The organism is Pseudomonas sp. FSL R10-0056, assembly GCF_009600105.1.
GTDB classification, from domain to species: domain Bacteria; phylum Pseudomonadota; class Gammaproteobacteria; order Pseudomonadales; family Pseudomonadaceae; genus Aquipseudomonas; species Aquipseudomonas bubulae.
In genome coordinates this window covers 25,372-47,514 of sequence record NZ_WIWL01000179.1, presented here as the reverse complement: position 1 = coordinate 47,514, position 22,143 = coordinate 25,372, and the positions used below count along the sequence as shown (strand labels likewise).

The following is a 22,143-nucleotide window of genomic DNA, read 5'->3' as shown; positions in this document are numbered from 1 at the left end:
CTTGAGGACTATTAATGCCGCTTCAACGACTCGATAGCCTGTCCACCATCCCCTCCCATGAATGGGATGCGCTGGTGCCGGTGGCCCAGCCTTTTTTGCGCCATGCCTTTCTCAGTACCCTGGAAGACAGTGCCAGCCTGGGCCCGCATTCAGGCTGGCAGCCCGAGCATTTACTGCATTATGAAAATGGGCAGTTGCAGGCGGCGTTGCCCAGTTATCGAAAATGGCATTCCTACGGTGAGTACGTGTTCGATCACGATTGGGCGCAAGCCTGTGAGCGGGCAGGTATCGAGTACTACCCCAAGCTGCTTGCGGCAGTACCGTTCAGTCCGGTCAGCGGCCCCCGGTTGTTGGCCGCCCGTGCCGAGGACGGGCTTGAGCTGCTGGCGGCCTTGCCCGGTTATCTGCAGATCGAAGGGTTGTCCAGCGCCCATATCAATTTCACCGACCTGCTGGCCGATACGGCGCTGGCGCAACAGCCCGGCTGGATGCAACGGCTGGGTTGTCAGTTTCACTGGCAGAACCGCGGGTACCGGGACTTTCAGGATTTTCTCGATGCCCTGAGCTCACGCAAGCGCAAACAGATGCGCAAAGAGCGTGAGCAAGTGGCAGGGCAGGGGTTTGAGTTTGAGTGGCTGGAAGGCCAGCAGGTGAGTGAAGCGCAATGGGATTTTGTCTACGCCTGCTACGCCAACACCTATGCTGTGCGACGGCAAACGCCGTATCTGACCCGGGATTTCTTCAGCCTGCTGGCCGAGCGCATGCCCGAATCGATTCGCGTGGTGCTGGCCAAACAGGGTTCGACCCCGGTTGCGATGGCGTTCAGCCTGATCGGCGGCGACAGTCTCTATGGTCGCTACTGGGGATGTCTTGGCGAGTTTGACCGCCTGCATTTCGAGACGTGTTTCTACCAGGGCATGGATTACGCTATCGCCCACGGTATCAGGCGTTTTGATGCCGGTGCTCAGGGCGAGCACAAGCTGATTCGCGGCTTTGAACCGGTGATCACACACTCATGGCATTACCTGCGCCATCAGGGCTTGAAGGCGGCCGTAAGTGACTTTTTGCAGCGTGAGCGGGTCGGTGTGCTGGCGTATGCTGAAGAGGCGAGGTCGGCGCTGCCATATCGGCAGGCCTGACCCTCGCGTCCGGCCGTTTAGCTGCCTTCCTTGCCCAGCCAGCGATAGACCAGTGCGCCAATGGCCGCACCCAGCATTGGCGCCAACCAGAACATCCATAACTGCTGAAGCGCCCAGCCGCCTACGATCAGCGCCGGGCCTGTGCTGCGCGCCGGGTTGACCGACGTGTTGGTCACCGGGATCGAAATCAGGTGGATCAGCGTCAGCGCCAGGCCGATGGCCAGAGGGGCGTGCCCCGCGGATACCCGTTTGTCAGTGGCGCCCATGATGATCAGGATAAACATGGCGGTCATGGTGATTTCACAGATGAGCCCCGACACCATGGAGTAGCCACCGGGTGAGTGGTCGCCATAGCCATTGGCTGCGAGCCCGCTGGCAGCCAGATCAAAGCCGGGTTTGCCACTGGCAATCATGTACAGGAGCCCGGCAGCAATCACACCGCCGAGGATCTGGGCAATGATGTAGGCAGGCAGTTCTTTTGCAGGAAAGCGTCCACCAACCCACAAGCCGAAAGACACGGCCGGGTTGAGATGGCAACCACTTATATGGCCGATGGCAAAGGCCATGGTCACCACGGTCAAGCCAAATGCCAGAGCCACCCCCAGCAGGCCGATGCCGACATCAGGAAACGCGGCTGCGAGCACAGCACTGCCGCAACCGCCCAATACCAACCAGAAAGTACCCAGCAACTCAGTGACGGAACGTTTGAACAAGGTCATGGAGGAGATCCCGGATGGATAAATCCATCGAGCAATTGAAGCGGCGTTGCCTCCTGCGATTTACTACAGGATTCTCCCGAATCCTTTACTAATTACAGCACTCGCCGATTTTTTTTCCAGTGCCATAAAAAACGCCAGCCCCCTTTGAAATCGGGGGCTGGCGTTGTGCTCCACGCGCTTTGCAGTTAGCGCTTTTTTGGTTCAGTCGATGCCGACAAAACCACCGGTCTGGTGTTGCCACAAACGCGAGTACAAGCCACCTTTGGCGAGCAGCTCGCTGTGGGTTCCGGATTCAGCGATACGGCCGTTTTCCAGGACCACCAGACGGTCCATCCGTGCAATGGTGGAGAGGCGGTGGGCGATGGCAATCACGGTTTTGCCTTGCATCAGGGTTTCCAGGCTTTCCTGGATCGCGGCTTCGACTTCGGAGTCCAGTGCCGAGGTGGCCTCGTCCATGATCAGGATCGGAGCGTTCTTGAGCAGCACGCGGGCAATGGCGATACGCTGGCGCTGGCCGCCGGACAGCTTGACGCCGCGCTCGCCCACATGAGCGTCAAAACCGGTGCGGCCCTGGGCATCGGATAGCAGCGGGATAAACTCATCGGCCCGGGCTTTGCGCACGGCTTCCCACAGCTCCTCGTCGGTGGCGTCCGGCTTGCCGTACAGCAAATTGTCGCGGATCGAACGATGCAGCAGCGAGGTGTCCTGGGTAATCATTCCGATCTGTTCGCGTAAGCTTTCCTGCGTCACTTCGGCGATGTTTTGATCGTCGATCAGGATGCGACCGCCTTGTAGGTCATACAAGCGCAACAACAGGTTCACCAGGGTTGACTTGCCGGCACCGGAAGGGCCGATCAGGCCGATTTTTTCACCGGGTTTAATTACCAGGTTGAGGTCGCTGATGATCCCGCTGCGCTTGCCGTAGTGGAAGTCAACGTGTTCAAAACGCACTTCGCCACGGTTGACGATCAAGCGTGGAGCCTGGTCGCGGTCAGTCACGGCGACAGGTTGGGCGATGGTCTCCAGGCCGTCCTGAACCATGCCGATATTTTCAAAAATGCCGTTGACCACCCACATGATCCAGCCGGACATGTTGACGATACGAATCACCAGGCCGGTGGCCAGGGCAATTGCGCCGACGCTGATCAGCGACTGGCTCCACAGCCACAGCGCCAGGCCGCTGGTGCTGACGATCAGCAGGCCATTCAGGCTGGTGATTGCCACGTCCATGCTGGTGACCACGCGACTGGCCAGTCGGGTTTTTTCGGTTTGCTCGATAATGGCTTCGCGCGCGTACTGCTGCTCAAAGTTTGTGTGGGCGAACAATTTGAGGGTGGTGATGTTGGTATAGCCGTCGACGATGCGGCCCATCAGTTTGGAGCGTGCATCAGAAGATACCACCGAGCGTTCCTTGACCCGTGGTACGAAGTAATACAAGGCCCCGACATAGCACAGGATCCAGGTCAGCAGGGGGATCATCAGTCGCCAGTCGGCTTCGGCAAACAGCACCAGCGAGCTGATGGCATAGATCAGGACGTGCCACAGCGCATCGACGGCCTGTACCGCCGAATCACGCAGGGAGTTGCCGGTTTGCATGATGCGCTGGGCGATGCGCCCGGCAAAATCGTTCTGGAAAAAGTTGAGGCTTTGCTTGAGCACATAACTGTGGTTTTGCCAGCGGATCATGCTGGTCATGCTGGGGCTCAGGGTCTGGTGCACCAGCAGGTCATGCAGGCCGAAGAACACCGGGCGGATGATCAGTGCGACCACGGCCATCCAGATCAGCTCACCGCTGTGGACTTTGAAAAAGTCAGTATTGGGCGTGCCCTGGGTCAGGTCGATCAGCGTGCTCAAGTAGCTGAAAAGCGATACTTCGATCAGTGCCGCGATCAGCCCGACCACCAGCAAGGCGGCAAACACGGGCCAGACCTGGCGCAGGTAATAGAGATAAAATGCCCAGACAGTGCTGGGCGGAGCCGGAGTGGGGGCTTCGCGAAAAATATCGATCAGTTGTTCGAAGCGACGATAGAGCATTGGCACTGACGCCCGCAGCGCGGGCTCTCCTTATAGTGGTGTGACCGGCAGAGCAAAACACGGTCGCTGCAGGCGAAGGCAGCATAGCCGTCTGCGGCAGCAGCGACCGTGTATTGTTTCCAGTCAGCGCTTCCTGCGTGATAGCGCCTGTCAGTCGATACGCTTGGCCGACTTGATCAGTACCGGATCGATGGGCACATTTTGCATGCCTTGTTTGGTGGTGGTTTGCGAGTTGACGATCTGGTCAACAACGTCCATGCCATTTACCACCTTGGCAAAAACGGCGTAACCGGCATCACGGCCCGGGTCCAGAAACGCATTGTCTGCCACGTTGATGAAGAATTGACTGGTGGCCGAGTTCGGGTTCGACGTGCGTGCCATCGACAGGGTCCCGCGAACGTTATGCAAGCCGTTGCTGGCTTCGTTCTTGATCGGGTCGCGGGTCTGTTTTTGCACCATCTGCGACGTAAAACCACCACCTTGCACCATGAAACCCGGGATCACGCGGTGAAAAATGGTGTTGTTGTAAAAGCCGCTGTCGACATACTTGAGGAAGTTGTCAGTGCTGATCGGAGCCTTGACCGGGTCCAGTTCGATTTCGATCTTGCCAAAGCTGGTATCCAGTACCACGTGAGGCGCTTTGGCAGTTTCAGCCGCCATAAGGTTGGCAGCGAACAGCAGGGCGCCAGCGGCAAGAGCAATTTTTTTAAGCATGGTTCAGTGATCCTGAAAAGTTGGGTGACCGTTCTATGCCGCACCGTCAGTGAAGCTGGGGGGCATTGAACCAGTGCCCGTGCCACATCTTGCAATGGCAGATGTTCACGGGCGGCGGGTGTTGGACAGGATATTCTCGAATCAGGTTCCTGCCCACTGCTCATCACGCTTGCTGCGGTGCGGCGAAAGGTGCCTCGAGCGGTGCCGTGTCGAAAGTTCGCAACAATTCGACAAGGATTTGAGTTGCCGGGCCCAGGGGTTTGTCCTTGTTGGCGTACAGGAAAAACACCGGGTGACGATTGCCGCCCTGGTTGAGCGGCAACGGCTTGAGGAGACCTTCCTTGAGCTCGCGCTCGATCATGTGCCGTGGCAACCAGGCAAACCCCAGCCCGCTGCCCACAAAGGCAGCCGCCGTGGCCAGGCTGCCGACGGTCCAGCGCTGCTCGGAGCCCAGCCAGCCCACGTCCCGTGGTTGCTGGCGCCCGGAGTCACGAATCACCACTTGTAACTGGCTTTCGAGGTCCTGGAAATGCAACTCGCGTTGCAGGCGATGCAACGGGTGGTCGGGGTGGGCCACGGCGACAAACTCCACGGTGCTCAACTCGGTACCCAGGTAGCCGGGAATATTGAAGCTGCTGATGGCCAGGTCAGCCACGCCTTCGAGCAGCACTTCCTCGACGCCGGAAAGAACCTCTTCACGCAGACGTACGCGACAGCCCCGGCTTTGCGGCATAAAAGCGGTCAGGGCGCGCACCAACCGGGCGTTGGGGTAGGCTGCGTCGACGACCAGGCGCACCTCGGCTTCCCAGCCTTGCTCCATATGATGGGCAAGGTCTTCGAGCTGGCTGGCCTGCTTGACCAGTTGCCGGGAGCGACGCAGCAACACGCCACCGGCTTCTGTCAGCACCGCCTTGCGTCCGTCGATGCGCAGCAGCGGCACGCCGAGCTGGTCCTGCATGCGGGCCACGGTATAGCTGACAGACGACTGTGAGCGGTGGAGAACTTCAGCGGCTTGTGCGAAGCCTCCGTGGTCGACCACAGCCTGCAAGGTGCGCCATTGATCAAGGGTCACGCGGGGCGCTTTCACAATGAATTCCTCTGATTTTGGAGTGGTTACAGGATACCGTTAAACAAACAGATTTATAGATAGGTTGTAGCAGGTAATTGCGCTTTTTTATCGAATCAATGACCCCTAATCTTGGCTCCATTCTTACAGCATTTACAGATGGAGCTTGTCCGCCATGTCCAATGTTCTGATCATTGAAAGTAGCGCCCGCCAGCAAGGCTCGTTTTCCCGTCAGTTGACCCAGCAGTTCATCAGCCAGTGGCAAGCAGCCCATCCGACCGATCAGGTCACCGTTCGCGACCTTGCCCTGCACCCGGTACCGCACCTTGATGCCAACCTGTTGGGTGGCTGGATGAAGCCCGAAGCACAACGCAGTGCAGACGAGCACGCCTCCCTCAAGCGCTCCGATGAGTTGACCGACGAGTTGCTGGCCGCTGATGTACTGGTGCTGGCGGCGCCCATGTACAACTTTGCGATACCGAGCACGCTCAAGGCCTGGCTGGACCACGTATTGCGCGCCGGGGTGACCTTCAAGTACACCGAAACCGGTCCACAGGGGCTTTTGACCGGCAAGAAAGCATACGTGTTGACGGCTCGCGGCGGGCTATATGCGGGTAGCACCTCGGACCATCAGGAACCATATCTGCGTCAGGTCATGGCCTTTGTCGGCATTCACGATGTGACCTTTATCCATGCCGAAGGGATGAACCTGGGCGGTGACTTCCAGGAGAAAGGTTTGAATCAGGCCAAGGCCAGGTTGTCTGCCATCGCGTAGTCTGTTAATCGACAGATAATCGCCCGATGGCTTAATTGTTTCATTGCTCCTTCAAGCATGCGGTTCGCGCATCGAACCTCCCCTTGCACTTTATTGAGTGCCCGTGCCCGATCAGCCTTTGCGCTGGATCGGGCTTTTTTTGTCTGGAGCATTTGTTGCGTACAAGCATGTTCACGCCTTTCAAGTGCGCTATGTATCTATCTTTTTACAGGTCCATGCTCTGTTAGCTTTGCCCTTTAATTGTTTTGCCCGGGATCCTTATCGGATGGCAAAACATCACTGATTAAGGGCTGTGTGCCATGTCCATGCTTTCGTCCCGCCCAGAGGCGCAACTCCAAAGAGAAGCGCTGGCCATTGCCGGCCACCTATCCCGACAGCCCACTTTTCTTGCGGCCGCCAGAGATTCGTTTCGCACAACGTTGCACCGGCGCTTTGCGTTTGTGTCACAAGCATTTGACCTGGATGCAATGCATGTCACTGATTATCGGCTTGTGTGGAATCAGGATCAGACCGAGCAGGTTGCCAGTCCCGCCACTTCCCGGACTCTGGGTGAGGAACTGAGTCGATATCTGGCGAGCCGTGAGCTGCCGGTTTTTCAGGGGTTGGTCGGTATCTTCGACAAGGCGGGAGTCTATGGGGATCTGGGGGCGCGCATTGTTGGCGGCGACAATACCGGCAGTGAGCTCGTGGCCATGTTGCAGGATGCAGGTGTCCGGGCCTGCTTGAACTACCAGCAACAGGTAGCGGCTTTTTATAGCGGTACACCGCTGGACGGGCTCAAGTCGGCCATGGCTGTTGCCTCGCCCCATGAGCTGGCAGGTGTCGATCCGCAGCGACTTGTCTTCGGCGTCCTGGGGGTATCCGGCCATGAATGGGAGAGCCGCAGCATTGTCCAGCTGTTCGCGGCCTACAGGGAGAGCGGCGAGTTGGCTGCGCATCCGGACGGCATGAGCACGGACGGCCAAATGACTGCCTGGACATACCCTGCGGCCAGTGCGGGCCATTTTTATCGCAGTCACTCCGGTCTGGAGAAGCCTGGGGTTCTGCTTAAACTTCTGCAGGACGCCGATAATCGCTATGCCCGTGACCTGCCGATGAACGAGCCTCTCAAGGCCTGGCTGGCACACAGAATGGCCAGGCAAAGGGCTGCTGAAGCCAATCTGCGTATGCGCGACGGCACCTTGACGGCGGAAGGGGCGGCCATGATCAAGGGGATAACCGGCGGCGTGCGCGATGCGATGGATCTGCACAGCCCTGGCGTGTATGAGCTGTTTCTGCGGGTGCCTGGAATCGAGGCCCGGGTTGCCGGATGTCTGGTTCTTACCAGCAGTCCGCGGGATCTGCCTATCTACAGTCCTGCGGGTGTCATCCTGTTGATTGCAGGTCAGGGACTGATCGAGTTTTCCTCGGGCAGTGAGTTCAGTGACTGCATGACGCTCTGGCTGGATCAACCACAAAACCATCCCTGGTTGCGAGCCGGGGTTGCGTTGGGCCACCGGGACGCTGTTTTTGCCCATCGTCCACGTGCGCTTGTGGACTATCCGGGTGTACCCGGCGGCGATGCCTTTGCCCACTGCCTGACAACACTGCTGAGCTGGCAGCAGGACAGTTGTACGCATCTGATCCGTTCTGGCTCGGTGGAGCCCCTTTATCTGGAGCAGGCAATTGATCTCAGGGCCAGGTTTCGTGTCGGGCATGCGCTGCAGGTGTGCGAGTCAGCCCGACAGGGAAAGCACATCGCGCAAGCGTTCAGGAACACCGCCCTGAATGACGGGTTGGTGCAGGCATTCCCCCTGATCCAGCCACTGGTTTCACCATTCGATATGGACAGTCTGAATCTCAAGGGTTACCGCGATGACAGCAAAGTCACAGATCTGTCAGCCGGGAGGATAAATCCAGAGCATTTGCAGCTTGTCAGTACCAGTCCGCTCGGCGATGTGCTACGTGAAATGGTTGCCAATCTCGAGGCATTCAACGTTTTTGCCCAAGCAGATCTTTTCTTTATCTGTGCAGGTGACAATTGCATCGAAATGGCAGCGCAGGAGTTTCGTGAAAGCATACAGGCTCTTGTTCGCCCATTGAGGTACATCGCTGTCGAGTACCAATTGCCTGTAGCACCCGAGGCGGTGCCAGATGAACCGATAAACACGTTCAAACAGCAGGCAGACGCTACCTTGGCGGACTTGCAGGCTATGTCCGAAATGCTCAAGCAGTCTGCTGTACCGTCTTCGCGCAGGCTGCGTCCAGCCATGCATTCAGAGCTGCAGTGCGCCATCAGTGAGGTAATTCGCCAGTTTCAGTTGTTCAAGGATGACTTGCGTGGCGAGGCTATACAGGTGCTGTACCAGCGCCTGCCGCTTGCAGAAACACTGCCGGTGAGACTGCGCGGGCATCTGGAGACCTACCTGCAGGGTGACGGGCAAACCTATCTTTTTGATTACGGTGAGTCTGTAACTCTGCCGGAAATGCTCGAGTACTACCGTGTCATTCCGGCTGACCCGACTACGGCTCCTGCCAGGCTGCAGGCACTGAACGATCTTGAAGAGCAGTATGCAGTTCGGTGTATGGGTATGGAGCGGGGCACGCCCCTGATTGACTGCCTTCTCACTGCGGATCAGGAGCGAAAGCTGCTGAATGCCGTCAAGGGTTTTATATCGTCCCGGCAGCCTTCACAAGGTGTTAACGCTCTGCCGCCGCTGGAATTGCTGGCACATTACCTGCCTGATTTTGACCCTGCCCGGTTCGCTCACACCAGGCCTGCAGTCGCGCTGCAACAGCTGCTGACTTCAGAATGCGGTCAGTGTCTCGGTCGCGAATTGCTCAAGGTCCTGGGGTGGCATGGCGCACGCGATGGTGAGACCAGCCCGGTGACGCTATGTACCCAACTGGTCTGGAAGACTCTTGTGCTTCGATACTCGCAGGCTGGTGAAGTGGCCGGTTACGATTTGCACTCGGATCGTCTATGGGGCAGGACCTATGCGTGGATCCGCAGCGATTTTGAGACCTTTTTGCTTACTTCGCGACAAGCTGCATCCTCGGCGTTTGCCGCGTTGCTGGCGCGGTTGTTGCGAACGGCCATGCCACCGGATTTCAGTGTCCGCGATATTCCTGGCGAACTGACTTACGGTTCGCCCAGTTGGGTCAACTTGCGCCATGGTGCCGAACTGGCGCATGCCATCGAGCCAGGCTCGACACTGCGCATGACATTTCAGGAAGTCATCCTGTTGCCTGGCAAGCAGGGGCAGGGGCTCGTTTTTTCCGCCAAAGCAAACGAGCAGGAACAGGTTCTGCTCCGCGAGAAGTCTTCAGCCATTCTTGCCTTGCGCCTGCCTCCACTGATGGCCTGGGCGGCCCTGCATGGCGTTGTACCTAAAATGCCCCTGGCTGCTTATTCCAGCGTGGAGATCCAGCGCGCAGTACAAGCGCTGGATGCGTATGAACACGCGATTTTCAAAGCAACCAATGACCTGTTCAAACCTGCCCCCAACAGGTTTGAAATTGCAAAAAAAGAGCTGGCCCGGCGCGGCCTGAATCCCTATTTCAGCGAGTTCACGGCTGCCAGGGGCAGAATGCCGCTGTTTGAGCTTTACGCTGCCGGCAAGCATCTGGAGCTGGATTTTCCGCCCTACACATCAGCCACCATACCGAGTGCCGAGGAGGTTCGTGCAAGTGCCGAGCGCTTCTCACGGCTCAAGAAGTTGCCGGTGAATATCGAGCTGGAATTCAACCGGCAGTACAATGCCTATGAAGCGGCGCTGGTGGCAGCACAACAGGCGGTTGTCAGGTTTTTACTGGACAGCCTGCCCCCGCGGCAGCGTCAGGACATTGAATACAGCCATGTCAGGGTATTGCGAGTCAGAGCTGAAAGTACCGGCAGTGTCAGTGAGGACAGCCCCGAAATCACGGACTCACTGATGTTGCGTCAGGGGTTTATTCTCGAAGTGTGCAAAAAAGAAACCTGTGATCTCTACGAGATTTTCCCAAGGGCGCTGCACATACAAGAGAGTCCAAGGCTCAAGCCATTGCTGGTAGGAGGCGTAATCGCTCCAAAGAAAATCGGTATTCACACCTGGGTCCACACTTTTCGGCATGGCACGGTTTTGAATATTGACGAAAATGCCTATCGGACCGGGCACAAACCCATGCCCCATGAGACCTCCCGATCCAGGCTGATTATTGAGGAGCTTGGTAGCGTGCCAGCGGGAGGCGAGACGAGCAGTCATCTGCCCGATACGTTCAACTCCTTGCGCAGCAAACAGATTGCCAGGCTGATTCCGCTCTATATCGACAAGGGACAAGCTCGTGCGGCTGCTCGGGGAGTGACAGCTTTTGACCAGGCACATCCTGCCCTGTCATTGCTAAAGGCGATTACGCCTTTCTGGGGGGGCATCGAGGATCTGCTTTCGGATGATCAGAAACGCAGAGCTTCGGGGGCATTCGGGATGCTCCTGGACCTGCTGTTTTTGGTCCCCGTCGTAAGATTTGCCGGGGGGGCAGTGCGGGTGATCAACCTGGCTGGAAAGATCGGCTTCAAGGCCGTGTTGCCCCGGATGGGCAAGCTCGCCAGAACCCTGCTGGTGTCTCTGGCTCAGGAGCTGAATCCCCTGGATGGCTTGCCCCGTTTGCTCAAGTGGAGCGGTGTCAAACTGCTTGAGGGTGGTGCTTGTCTGGCTGAGAAAGGTCTCGGGCACTTCAGGCAAGTGACCAGCCTTTCAAGCGTGGCGCGTTACGACATTAAACAGGGGCTGGTAACGATCGCGGATCCCGGGGCCTGGAAGCCTGTGGCTCAGGGCGATGAGCTGCGTACGGTCAGTGATGTTAAAAACGTGCAGGTTCGCAACACGGGCAGCGTCACGACCAGTGATTACCGCCTGATTGATCCTGTATCCAGTCTTCCCTATGGGCCGCGCTTGGCCTCAGGCGCCCGGTCAGTACATTTCGGCCAGCAAAAATTCTTTGTTTCTGCCAGCCCTGATCTTCCCGATGGTTATTACTTGCTGCGAGTCAGAAGTCCTGACAATCCCTCGCAACTGCTCAGCAGCGGGGTAATTGCCAAGCCTGAAGCGGGAGCTGCGGGGCAATGGAAAAGAAGAGGGATCAAGGGCGGGGGAGATGAAGTGCCAGAGACCGCCAGTTTGCATACCTGGAGACTGCAGGACGATAACGGGCTGGCCTCATTGGGGGACATGACCACATTCCGGCGCAGCGACGTTTCATTGAAAGGGCGGCAGCCCGATACGACAACAGGTGTCCATACCTTCGACAATAGATCCTATATCGCGGTTGGAGATCCGCCCGAGGCTTATGAGGTGGTGCGGGTCAGAAACAGATTCTGGCAGTTGCATACGGATGGTGAACAGGCTGGCCCCTTTGTTGCGTATAGGCCAGCTCAGGGCCAGACCTCAGGTGTCTGGGACCTGGCCCCGCAGATTACTCTGCAACCCAAGCCAAGATCGAAATGGGAGACCGCCCCCGAGATCCTGTTCACCCCGGAGCCGCACGGGCCGCAGCTTTACCGCAACCTGAACAAGCTGCCGGCGAGTACCCCCTGGCAGGTTGAGAGCGGCATCGACTTCAAGCGAATTGAGCAGGAAATCCGCACCCGGTTCAATGTTGAACTGGAGGGCGTTGAAGTCATTTCGACAACGGCCAGTGATTTGGCGTTCAGGATGGATATCCCCTACGACGCGGCCTCTGCGAAAGCCAGTCCTGTCGCCTGGACCTCCCCGCAAGGCAAGATCCATATCGCCACGGATCATCCGGATTATGTGGTAAACGGTCTGGTGGACTCCGACAAGGTGCGCTCCACGGTAGTGCATGAGTATGTCCATGCGGCCTCTCATCGCAGAGCCGGTTTGCAGGTCATTTCCGGGGAGGGGGTCAATTATGACGAAAGTGTGGTGGATTATTTCGCGGAAAAAATCTACTCGCAGATTTATCCCGGACGGCCCTACAAAAGCGGCTATTTCACCGCGGACGGAGCCCTGTGGCACGGGCAACTGGTGCCGTTTATGAGTCAAAGCGCAACCATGAACCTGGTTGAGATCCAGCAGGCACTCTTTCACGATCCGGCGTTGTTCAGGCCGCTGGGCCCGGACGCCTTGCAGGAATGGAAGCGGCTGACCGGTTTCTAGTGCTGTGCGCCCTGAGGTCTCAATTGCCCTGGAGCGGATGAGATTGGCAAGCCAGCATTTTACTTCCCCGGCAAACCCGCTAAGGTCGCCCATTCTTTCGAATTCGCCACGGCGTAAACGAACAGGCAACTACGGTTTTTGAGCGAGAGATTCATGGGCTATCTGTTAATTGTTACCCTGATTCAGGCGTTTTCATTCAGCCTGATTGGCGAGTATCTGGCGGGGCACGTCGACAGTTACTTTGCGGTACTGGTGCGTGTGGTACTGGCGGGACTGGTATTTATTCCGCTCACACGCTGGCGTCAGGTCGAACCCGGTTTCATGCGCGGCATGCTGTTGATCGGGGCGCTGCAGTTCGGTGTCACCTACGTCTGTCTGTACTTGAGTTTTCGAGTGCTTACGGTTCCGGAGGTGTTGTTATTCACCATCCTGACCCCCCTGCACGTGACCCTAATCGAGGATGCAATCAACCGCCGTTTCAACCCGTGGGCGCTTGTTGCGGCACTGGTCGCCGTTATGGGGGCTGCGGTCATTCGTTTTGACACCATCAGCCCCGAATTTTTCAAGGGCTTCCTGCTCCTGCAACTGGGCAACTTCACTTATGCCGCCGGTCAGGTGATGTACCGGCATCTGGTCGCACGCTACCCGAGCGATTTGCCGCATTACCGGCGCTTCGGTTACTTCTATCTGGGTGCGCTGGCTGTGGTACTGCCTGCTTTTGTGTTGTTCGGCAAAGCCGATTTCTGGCCTGAAGCCCCCTTGCAGTGGGGAGTGCTGGTGTTTCTGGGGCTGGTCTCCACTGCACTTGGCCTGTATTGGTGGAACAAGGGCGCGTGCATGGTCAGTGGCGCGACCCTGGCGGTCATGAACAACGTGCATGTGCCGGTGGGTCTGTTTTTCAGCCTGTTGATCTGGAATCAACACGAGCCTCTGGGGCGGTTGTTCCTGGGCGGGCTGGTGATATTGATTGCCGTCTGGATAAGCCGGCTAGACCGCAGGGCTGTGACGGTCTAAGGTCAATCTCAGTCCATCTATCGCCTTAAGGGAGAGTCGGAATGACAGTCAGGGTGTTGATCTTGCCGGGCCTGTTCAATTCAGGAACAGAGCATTGGCAATCTCACTGGGAGCAGCGCTACAGCGGTTTGCATCGGGTCAAGCAGGACAATTGGGAAACCCCCGCCTGTGTTGACTGGGTGCAGAACCTGCATAAAAAAATCACCAAGAGCGAGCGCCCCGTAGTGCTGGTGGGTCACAGCCTGGCGTGTACGCTGATAGCCCGCTGGGCCCAGCAGCACCCCAAGGAGGCAAGGCGGGTGCGCGGGGCGTTGCTGGTGGCGCCCAGTGATACCGAGGCCGACAGCTACCCGGCCGGGACCTCAGGCTTTAGCCCCATGCCGCTCAATACCCTGCCTTTTGATGCGATCACCGTAGCCAGTACCAACGACCCCTATGTCACCCGCGAGCGGGCCGAGGCCTTCAGCCAGGCCTGGGGGAGTGAACTGGTATGGTTGGAGAATGCCGGGCATATCAATGGCGAAGGTGGCTATGGCACCTGGCCGCAGGGCATCGAGTTGTTGTTCAAACTCACTGGCGACCCGCAGTTCAAGCACGCCTGAACATGTAGCCGCTGACGAGACAAGAGGCTGCGACAAGCCCCGCAGGGCTTTCAGATTCTCGCAGCCTCTCTGTACTCCTCAGCGGCTACACATCACTCTTCGATCGGTATTCTGGTCAACAGCCCCTTGCGCAGGTCATTGCCGCTTGGTTGCTGGTACACGCTTAAACCGAACTCGGGCAGTACTGACAGCAGATAGTCGAAGATATCGCCCTGAATGCGTTCGTATTCGTCCCACACAGTGGTTCGGGTAAAGCAGTACACCTCCAGGGGTACGCCTTGAGGCGTGGTTTGCAGTTGGCGCACCATGCAGGTCATGTTCGGCTGGATATCGGCATGGCTTTTCAGATAGGCAAGGGCATAGGCGCGGAAAGTACCGATATTGGTCATGCGTCGACGGTTGGCTGACATGGCTGCCACGTTGCCCTGGGCTTCATTCCAGCTTTTGAGTTCGGCTTTCTTGCGATGCAGGTAGTCGCTCAGCAGGCGCACTCCCTCCAGACGTTGCTCCTGCTCATCGGTCAGGAACGCAACATCGCTTGCGTCAATAAACAGGCTGCGCTTGATCCGCCGGCCGCCGGACTGCTGCATGCCGCGCCAGTTCTTGAACGACTCGGACATCAGGCGCCAGGTGGGTATCGAGACAATGGTCTTGTCGAAATTCTGCACCTTGACGGTATGCAGGGTGATATCGATCACATCACCATCGGCCCCGACCTGAGGCATTTCGATCCAGTCGCCAACCCGCAGCAAGTCGTTGCTGGTTAACTGTACGCTGGCCACGAACGACAGCAGGGTATCCTTGTAGACCAGCAGGATAACCGCAGACATTGCCCCCAGCCCGGAAAGCAGCAGCATTGGCGAGCGGTCGATCAGGGTCGCGACAATGATGATGGCCGAGAACACATACAGCAACATTTTGGTCAGCTGAATGTAGCCCTTAATCGGGCGGGTCTTGGCGTAGTTGGTGCGCGAATAGATGTCGAGCAAGGCGTCCAGCAGTGAACTGATAACCCGCGTCAGTACGAAGATGGTGATGGCCAGCGCCAGGTTGCCAAGGAAGTGGCGACCGTTGTCGCTCATGTCCGGCACCAGATTGCGCCCGAACTGCACTATCAGCGAGGGAGTCAGTTGCGCCAGGCGATGGAACACCTTGTGTTCGCGTAAATCATTGATCCAGTGCAGGGCCGGTTGGCGGCCGAGCATTTTGGTCACGCGCAGGATAATAATGCGTGCGATATGACCGGCCAGCAGGGCGACGCCCACGAGAACGATCAGGCCCAGTATGGCCGAAACCCAGGGATGTTGATCCAGATTGGCCCACAGGTCCTGGATTTGGCTCCAGAGTGCTTGAGTATCCATAAGCTAAAACGATATCCGGTAATAAATGGCCATGGGATTAGAGCACTTCAGGGCGATTTGTGGGCCCTGATTGGACTAAAGACCCTAAAAAACCATTTGTTTCACGCCGTTCGTGCAAAGTAACTCGGCCTTGGCGCTCGAAACCGTTACTCTATGCCGCTGATTTTTTGTATTTCTTCGAGGTAGCACCCGTGTTTTCCGATTTCGCCCTGCACGAACGCCTGCTTAAAGCTGTGGCCGAGCTTAAATTTGTCGAGCCTACGCCTGTGCAAGCAGCGGCCATCCCGCTCGCGCTCGAAGGGCGTGACCTGCGGGTTACAGCTCAAACCGGGAGTGGCAAAACCGCCGCTTTCGTACTGCCGATTCTGAATCGTCTGATTGGTCCTGCCAAAATCCGCGTCAGTATCAAAGCGTTGATTTTGCTGCCGACCCGCGAGCTGGCACAGCAAACGCTAAAAGAAGTTGAGCGTTTTTCGCAGTTCACGTTCATCAAGTCCGGTCTGATCACCGGCGGTGAGGACTTCAAGGTTCAGGCGGCCATGCTGCGCAAGGTGCCGGATATCCTGATTGGCACCCCTGGCCGTTTGCTCGAGCAACTGAATGCCGGCAACCTTGACTTGAAAGAAGTTGAAGTTCTGGTACTCGACGAAGCCGACCGCATGCTCGACATGGGTTTCTCCGAAGACGTGCAACGTCTGGTCGATGAGTGCCCGAACCGTCAGCAAACCATGCTGTTCTCGGCCACCACCGGTGGTTCGGGCCTGCGTGAGATGATCGGCAAGGTACTGAACAACCCTGAGCACTTGCAGCTCAACCAGGTCAGCCAGTTGAACGCCACCACGCGTCAGCAGATCATCACGGCAGACCACAACCAGCACAAAGAGCAAATTGTTAACTGGCTGCTGGCTAACGAGACTTATCAAAAAGCCATCGTTTTCACCAACACCCGTGCCATGGCTGACCGCATCTACGGTCGCCTGGTGGCTCAGGAGTACAAGGCGTTCGTCTTGCACGGTGAAAAAGACCAGAAAGACCGCAAGCTGGCCATCGATCGCCTGAAGCAGGGCGGCGTCAAGATTCTGGTGGCTACCGACGTGGCGGCCCGTGGTCTGGACGTTGAAGGCCTGGATCTGGTGATCAACTTCGATATGCCTCGCAGCGGCGACGAGTACGTTCACCGTATTGGTCGTACTGGCCGTGCGGGCAATGATGGCCTGGCGATCTCGCTGATCTGCCACGGTGACTGGAACCTGATGTCCAGCATTGAGCGCTACCTGAAGCAAAGCTTCGAGCGCCGTACCATCAAGGAAGTCAAAGGCGTCTACGGCGGCCCGAAAAACGTCAAGGCTTCGGGTAAGGCTGTTGGTGTGAAGAAGAAAAAGACCGACGCCAAGGGCGTCAAGAAGAAGTCGGGCGCCAAGGCACCGACCAAGCGCAAGATCGCCAACCGCCCGAAGACCGACGCTCTTTCGTTGGTCAGCAAGGACGGCATGGCGCCGCTCAAGCGCCGCAAGCCAGAAGCACCAGCGGCTGAGTAAATCGCTGGCATGGCTCACAAAAAACCCGGCCTGCGCCGGGTTTTTTGTTGCCTGAAACGCCGCAGATTTTGCGAGCGCCGCAATGTCTGCAGGAGCTGGCTTGCCTGCGATGGTGTCATCGTGGGGTGACTGGGAAACCGCGCCGTCTGCATCGCGAGCTAGCCCGCTCCGACAAAACCCGGGCGTTTCAGTAGAACGTCCGCTCGGCCTTAAATGTCAGTAAGCCATCACACTGGGTGTTCTGCCCTGAGTAGGCAGAGCAGTCGCTGCCGTCCAGGCTGGAATCGCTGTAGATCACGTTGAGGTCAATGCCCATCCAGGGGCGCGAGAGTTTGATCGACCAGTCATTGAATGCGCGTACGCTGCCACCGTCGGCAATGGACACCGGTGAGCCCAGTTGGTGGGTGGTGTATTTCATGCTTACGCCGATGCCAAAGGGCTGGTTGACCCCCAGGTCGGCAAACAATGTACTGTCGCGGCGCCCCGGATCATTGCTGAAGGCGGCGCCAAAGCGCGTGCCCAGCACGGTGAGGCCTGCAAAGATCTGCTGGCTGTCCAGTGAGTCGACTTTGGGGTAGCTGTAATGGATCACCCCCAGCTCATAGCTCAGGGTCTGGTCAAAGGGGCGCTTGTAACCCAGATACGAATCCACTTCCAGGTTGCTGCCAGGCTTGATGCCCATGGTTGGCGCCCATTGCCCGACATACCAGCCGCTGTCGTGGGTCAGGTCCAGGCCGCCATGAAAGGTCGAGCCGGGGCTGGTGGGCTTGACCAGGCCCTGGGCCATGCTGCGGCTGGGCTGGGTGGCCAGCTTCAGGTCGAAGTCGCCCAGCTCGCGGGAAAACACCTGTGCGTCTGCAATGGTGCTGGTCAGCAGCGTGCTGGCCAGCAACACCGTCCGTGTCAGCATGATCGGCTCCCTATTTGGGCTCAAAGGCTTGATTCAGAGCCTTCGGAGCATACGCAGGAATATCGGCAACAAAGTGCCGTTCGTCGATTTATCGATGCGAATCGGGGGCGGGGCAGGGGAACAAAGGGGATAAATCGAGAGTCCTAGCGCCTTGAAGGGCAAAGCGCATAAGGACCAGATGAAGCGAGGGGGTATTACTTCTTGCCGAGCGTGATTTGCTTGGACGGGCCGAAAGTTTGGCCGCTGACGCCTTTGCTGATTTGCTGAATCTCGCCGCCGGATTTCAGGAATGCTTCGATTTGAGCATTGATGGAATCACTGGTTTCAACAGCGGGAGCTGGCTTTGCTTTGCTGGCGGATGCTTTTACACGCATGGCGGCTATTGACCTGTAGAAAATAACTTGGCCAGCGATAGTACCTGAAATACTTGACAATTGCTTGTTAAATATCTTCGTAAAATAATATCGGTGCAGTATGAGTCAGCATGAACGACTGCATAATTGTCGGCTAACTCGCTGTTTTAATTCATAACGTGGGAGGTTTTGTATACGTGTCCGGCCGTGCGCAGATGGCCTTTGAGCATCCGCCAGGCTGACGAGTGGCGTCCAAGGCGCGTTGGAAAAACCTGATAAATCAAACCTTTCGCAGATTTTTTGGATGGCGGGCTGCGGCACTCCAATTTGCCCCCCTAAACTCGGGTAGAATGCCGCCTACGTAATGAGGGTATTGGACATGGCTTTAATCGGTCGCTACAACAGTTTGCAAGTGGTTAAACATACAAACTTCGGTTTGTATCTGGATGGTGGGGCTGACGGCGAAATCCTGTTGCCCAATCGTTATATTCCAAAAGATATTCCCAGCGAAGATGAAGACTGGCTCAACGTCTTTGTTTATTTGGACAGCGCTGACAAGTTAATTGCCACCACTGAAAAACCAAAAGTTCAAGTCGGTGAATTTGCCAGCTTGAAAGTGGTTGAAGTTAACAGCATCGGCGTATTCCTCGATTGGGGTTTACCAAAAGATTTGCTGTTGCCGTATTCCGAAGAAAAGCGCCAGATGACCGCCGGCGAATATGTCGTGGTGCACGTCTACCTCGACAAGCACACGCGTCGTATCACCGCGACTGCCCGTCTGGACCGCTACCTGGACAAAACCCCGGCCAATTATCAGGTCGGCCAGGAAGTTGATCTGTTGGTGGCCGAGGCCACGGACATGGGCTTTAAAGCCGTGATCAACAACAAGCACTGGGGTTTGATCCACAAGAATGAAATCTTCAAGTTCATGCGTGCGGGCAAGCAGGAAAAGGGCTACATCAAGGAAGTCCGTGCGGACGGCAAGATCAGCCTGAGCCTGCAACCGGTTGGCCAGGAAGCAGCCAGCAGCCTGAATTCGAAGATCCTCAGCAAGTTGCGCGACAACAACGGTGTGCTCGCCGTGAGCGACAAAAGTGCCCCTGAAGTCATCAGTACTCATTTTGGCGTCAGCAAGGGCAACTTCAAGAAAGCCATTGGTGCGCTCTACAAGGAAGGCAAGATTGCGATCCACCCGGACCGTATCGAACTGATCTGATCCAACACGAGGGGCTGGCGACATGAGCAAGGCAGTGTGGGCGTATATCGGTGCGTTACTGGCTTTTCTGGTGCTTGACGGCCTGTGGCTGGGCCTGCTTATGAGCTCTACCTATAAAGAGCTGTTGGGTTCGTTGATGCTGGCTCAACCCAAGTGGGGCCCGGCCATCGTGTTTTACCTGCTGTATGTGCTGGGCGTGGTGTTCTTTGTGGTATTGCCGGCCCTTGCCCGGGCCAGTGCGCGCAGGGCTGCTCTGGCAGGTGCGTTTTTCGGGCTGGTGGCTTATGGCACCTATGACATGACTAACTGGGCCACGCTGCAAGGTTGGTCGCCCCAGTTGGCATTGATGGACATGGCCTGGGGCGGGTTACTGACCTGTCTTGCAGCCCTGTCGGGTTATTGGGCGGCACGCAAGCTGGCGTCCTGATTGTTTTCGACCTTTTTAGGTGTGGCTTTTTTCGGGTGAACTATGAGTGTTTCGCGGCGAGCAACGGATGCTTTCGCACTGCAAGTGATGCTGGGATTGTGCCTGATCTGGGGTGTGCAACAGGTCATCATCAAGCTGGCGGCACCCGATATCGCACCCGTGATGCAGGCCGCCATGCGCTCCGGTATTTCAGCACTGCTGGTTGGGCTGCTGATCTGCTGGAAGGGTGGCTGGAGCCAGGTGCCTGCCACCTGGCGTGGCGGTTTACTGGCAGGCAGCTTGTTCGGCCTGGAGTTCTTCTTTATTTCCGAAGGCCTGCAACTGACCAGTGCCGCGCATATGTCGGTATTTCTCTATACCGCGCCCATTTTCACCGCACTCGGGATTAACTGGCTGTTGCCCAGCGAGCGCTTGCGGCCTTTGCAATGGCTGGGGATATTGCTTGCGTTTGCCGGGATTGCCTTCTCATTCGCGGGCGGTATGTCGTTTGCTGACATGGACCGCAACGTGCTGCTGGGCGATGCCTACGCCATTCTGGCGGGCATGGCCTGGGGCGCGACCACGGTGGTGGTGCGCGGCTCGCGGTTGTCGGAGGCACCTGTGACCCTGACCCTGTTCTATCAGTTGATTGTCGGTTTTTTCGGCCTGCTGGTGATTGCCGCTTTCAGCGGCCAGATCAGCCACGTCAGCCTGACCACCGTGGCGGTGGCCAGTGTGCTGTTTCAAGGGCTGGTCGTGTCGTTCTTCAGTTATCTGGTGTGGTTCTGGTTACTCAAGCGTTATATGGCTTCCAACTTGGCGGTGTTCTCCTTCATGACCCCGCTGTTCGGAGTGACATTCGGTGTGCTGGTGCTGCATGAGCCTCTGAGCGTCAACTTTGTGGTGGGCGCAGTGCTGGTGCTGTGCGGTATTACGTTTGTCAGCGCCGAGCAGTGGGTGCGTCGCAAAGTGCGTGCTCTGCTGGGGGGCTGACCGACTGCCAGGCCAGAGTGCCCGCTAGCAGCAGCCCGCTGGCCGCGATGATCAGTGCCGGTAGCAAGCCGCCGCTGAAATGGCTGCTCAGTGCAGCCAGCAATGGCCCGCACAGTTGGCCCACGGCGAAACAGGCGGTCAGCATGGCCGCATTGCGCGCTGTGGCATTGGGCGCCAGATCCCGTGAGCACTGCATCACCAGCGGCATGCAGGCCAGAAACGGCGTGCCGCAGAGGATTACACCAAGTGCCAGCCCCGCGCTGCTCGGAAGCAGGCACGCCAGCACACCAAGGGCTTGAATCCATAACCCGCCCATCAGCCAGAAGCGCGTGGTAGCAGGGCGCGGCCGACGAAAGCTGATCAGTGCCACGCCAATGGCAGCACATAGCCCGAATGCTGGCCAGAACAGATCGGCTTGCCACTGGCCATGAAACCGGGCATTGGCCATCTGGGATAAAAATGTCGCCGGGATGATATAGCCCAGGCCATAGAGCCCATAAATTGCTCCCAGACGGGCGATCCCGGGTTGCCGGTTATCGGGCTGCATCGTTTGAGGCCGGGCGGCAAGTGCAGCGGGTTGCGGTAGCGCGGGCAAAATCACCAGCAACATCAGCAGTGCCGCCAGGGCATAAATCATCCAGAGCGTGGCCGAGTCTTGCCCGGTTAAATTGGCGGCCAGGGCCAGCAGTCCGGTCAGCATCACCCCGAGACCGGGCCCGGCAAAAACCAGAGCGCCCAGACGCGGTCGATTGGCGGTGATGGCGATGTGCTGACTCAGTGCGGTGATCATCACCATCACCCAGGCACTGGCGATCCCGGAGCCGAATCGTAATAACAGATGCGCCCAAAACCCCTGGGCCCAGTACGACGCCAGCGTCAGCCCAACGCACAGCCACAGGCCTGTATGCAATCGGTTACGCACCTGGTCGGGGCGCCTGGCGCGCATGGCATCCAGGGCGCCGAGCAGGTAACCCAGGTAGTTGGCGGCGGCAATCAGCCCTGCGCCGGTCAGGTCGATCTGGCCTTCGCTGATCAGGTGCGGCAGTTGCGGCGTCAGGGAAAAACGGCCAATGCCCATGGCCATCATGAGTGCAACAAGGCTGGCGAGCAGGCGAATCAGGGGCGACATGCTGGGATTTCCCGATAGTGAACAATGACCGTCAGGCTAG

At 57.6% G+C, this 22,143-nt stretch carries 17 protein-coding genes; 9 read left to right on the top strand and 8 right to left on the bottom strand.

Annotated features, from left to right (window positions below; genetic code table 11):
• Nucleotides 1-14: 14 nt before the first annotated feature.
• Nucleotides 15-1,139: a GNAT family N-acetyltransferase gene (locus tag GHO42_RS12935; RefSeq protein WP_153327949.1), complete on the top strand. Its 1,125-nt coding sequence runs from the start codon at nt 15-17 to the stop codon at nt 1,137-1,139.
• A gap of 17 nt (nt 1,140-1,156) precedes the next feature.
• Here the strand turns inward: GHO42_RS12935 and aqpZ are convergent, their stop codons facing one another.
• The 4 genes from aqpZ to GHO42_RS12915 all read right to left on the bottom strand — a co-directional run bounded on the left by aqpZ (nt 1,157) and on the right by GHO42_RS12915 (nt 5,693).
• Nucleotides 1,157-1,858, bottom strand: coding sequence for an aquaporin Z (gene aqpZ, locus GHO42_RS12930; protein WP_095002674.1), 702 nt, complete (start codon nt 1,856-1,858; stop codon nt 1,157-1,159).
• A gap of 201 nt (nt 1,859-2,059) precedes the next feature.
• Nucleotides 2,060-3,892: an ABC transporter ATP-binding protein gene (locus GHO42_RS12925; protein ID WP_095002673.1), complete on the bottom strand. Its 1,833-nt coding sequence runs from the start codon at nt 3,890-3,892 to the stop codon at nt 2,060-2,062.
• Nucleotides 3,893-4,042: 150 nt separating this feature from the next.
• Entirely contained in the window at nt 4,043-4,606 is a 564-nt protein-coding gene (locus GHO42_RS12920; protein ID WP_095002672.1) for a peptidylprolyl isomerase, read from the bottom strand.
• A gap of 163 nt (nt 4,607-4,769) precedes the next feature.
• The gene (locus GHO42_RS12915; RefSeq protein WP_095002671.1) at nt 4,770-5,693 is read right to left on the bottom strand and encodes a LysR family transcriptional regulator; all 924 of its coding nucleotides are present in this window, start codon (nt 5,691-5,693) and stop codon (nt 4,770-4,772) included.
• A gap of 154 nt (nt 5,694-5,847) precedes the next feature.
• Here GHO42_RS12915 and GHO42_RS12910 point away from each other — a divergent pair, with 154 nt between their 5' ends.
• From GHO42_RS12910 to GHO42_RS12895, 4 genes are all read left to right on the top strand, one after another.
• Nucleotides 5,848-6,447: an FMN-dependent NADH-azoreductase gene (locus GHO42_RS12910; RefSeq protein ID WP_095002670.1), complete on the top strand. Its 600-nt coding sequence runs from the start codon at nt 5,848-5,850 to the stop codon at nt 6,445-6,447.
• Between the two features lie 299 nt (nt 6,448-6,746).
• Nucleotides 6,747-12,581 carry a hypothetical protein gene (locus tag GHO42_RS12905; protein ID WP_153327947.1) on the top strand — a complete coding sequence of 1,945 codons (5,835 nt, stop codon included), beginning with the start codon at nt 6,747-6,749 and terminating at the stop codon, nt 12,579-12,581.
• Nucleotides 12,582-12,734: 153 nt separating this feature from the next.
• Nucleotides 12,735-13,595 carry a carboxylate/amino acid/amine transporter gene (locus GHO42_RS12900; protein WP_095002668.1) on the top strand — a complete coding sequence of 287 codons (861 nt, stop codon included), beginning with the start codon at nt 12,735-12,737 and terminating at the stop codon, nt 13,593-13,595.
• Between the two features lie 41 nt (nt 13,596-13,636).
• Entirely contained in the window at nt 13,637-14,197 is a 561-nt protein-coding gene (locus GHO42_RS12895; RefSeq protein ID WP_095002667.1) for an alpha/beta hydrolase, read from the top strand.
• Nucleotides 14,198-14,289: 92 nt separating this feature from the next.
• Here GHO42_RS12895 and GHO42_RS12890 read toward each other — a convergent pair whose 3' ends face one another.
• Nucleotides 14,290-15,558 carry a mechanosensitive ion channel family protein gene (locus tag GHO42_RS12890; protein ID WP_095002666.1) on the bottom strand — a complete coding sequence of 423 codons (1,269 nt, stop codon included), beginning with the start codon at nt 15,556-15,558 and terminating at the stop codon, nt 14,290-14,292.
• A gap of 191 nt (nt 15,559-15,749) precedes the next feature.
• Here GHO42_RS12890 and GHO42_RS12885 point away from each other — a divergent pair, with 191 nt between their 5' ends.
• Nucleotides 15,750-17,096: a DEAD/DEAH box helicase gene (locus GHO42_RS12885; protein WP_095002665.1), complete on the top strand. Its 1,347-nt coding sequence runs from the start codon at nt 15,750-15,752 to the stop codon at nt 17,094-17,096.
• 187 nt (nt 17,097-17,283) lie between these two features.
• Here the strand turns inward: GHO42_RS12885 and GHO42_RS12880 are convergent, their stop codons facing one another.
• Nucleotides 17,284-18,006, bottom strand: coding sequence for a TorF family putative porin (locus GHO42_RS12880; protein ID WP_095002664.1), 723 nt, complete (start codon nt 18,004-18,006; stop codon nt 17,284-17,286).
• 194 nt (nt 18,007-18,200) lie between these two features.
• Complete coding sequence (locus GHO42_RS12875; protein WP_016781632.1) at nt 18,201-18,380, bottom strand: hypothetical protein; 180 nt, start codon at nt 18,378-18,380, stop codon at nt 18,201-18,203.
• A gap of 358 nt (nt 18,381-18,738) precedes the next feature.
• On the opposite strand from GHO42_RS12875, the gene GHO42_RS12870 reads away from it, so the two are divergent.
• From GHO42_RS12870 to GHO42_RS12860, 3 genes are read left to right on the top strand one after another with little or no spacing between them, the layout of a single operon-like run.
• Nucleotides 18,739-19,575 (top strand): S1 RNA-binding domain-containing protein, encoded by an 837-nt coding sequence (locus tag GHO42_RS12870; RefSeq protein WP_095002663.1) that lies wholly within the window; start codon nt 18,739-18,741, stop codon nt 19,573-19,575.
• A gap of 22 nt (nt 19,576-19,597) precedes the next feature.
• Entirely contained in the window at nt 19,598-20,002 is a 405-nt protein-coding gene (locus tag GHO42_RS12865; protein WP_095002662.1) for a DUF2177 family protein, read from the top strand.
• A gap of 42 nt (nt 20,003-20,044) precedes the next feature.
• Nucleotides 20,045-20,974 (top strand): DMT family transporter, encoded by a 930-nt coding sequence (locus tag GHO42_RS12860; protein WP_095002661.1) that lies wholly within the window; start codon nt 20,045-20,047, stop codon nt 20,972-20,974.
• On the opposite strand, the gene GHO42_RS12855 is transcribed toward GHO42_RS12860, so the two are convergent.
• Complete coding sequence (locus GHO42_RS12855) at nt 20,922-22,103, bottom strand: MFS transporter (RefSeq protein WP_095032021.1); 1,182 nt, start codon at nt 22,101-22,103, stop codon at nt 20,922-20,924. The genes GHO42_RS12860 and GHO42_RS12855 overlap by 53 nt on opposite strands.
• Nucleotides 22,104-22,143 lie beyond the last annotated feature (40 nt).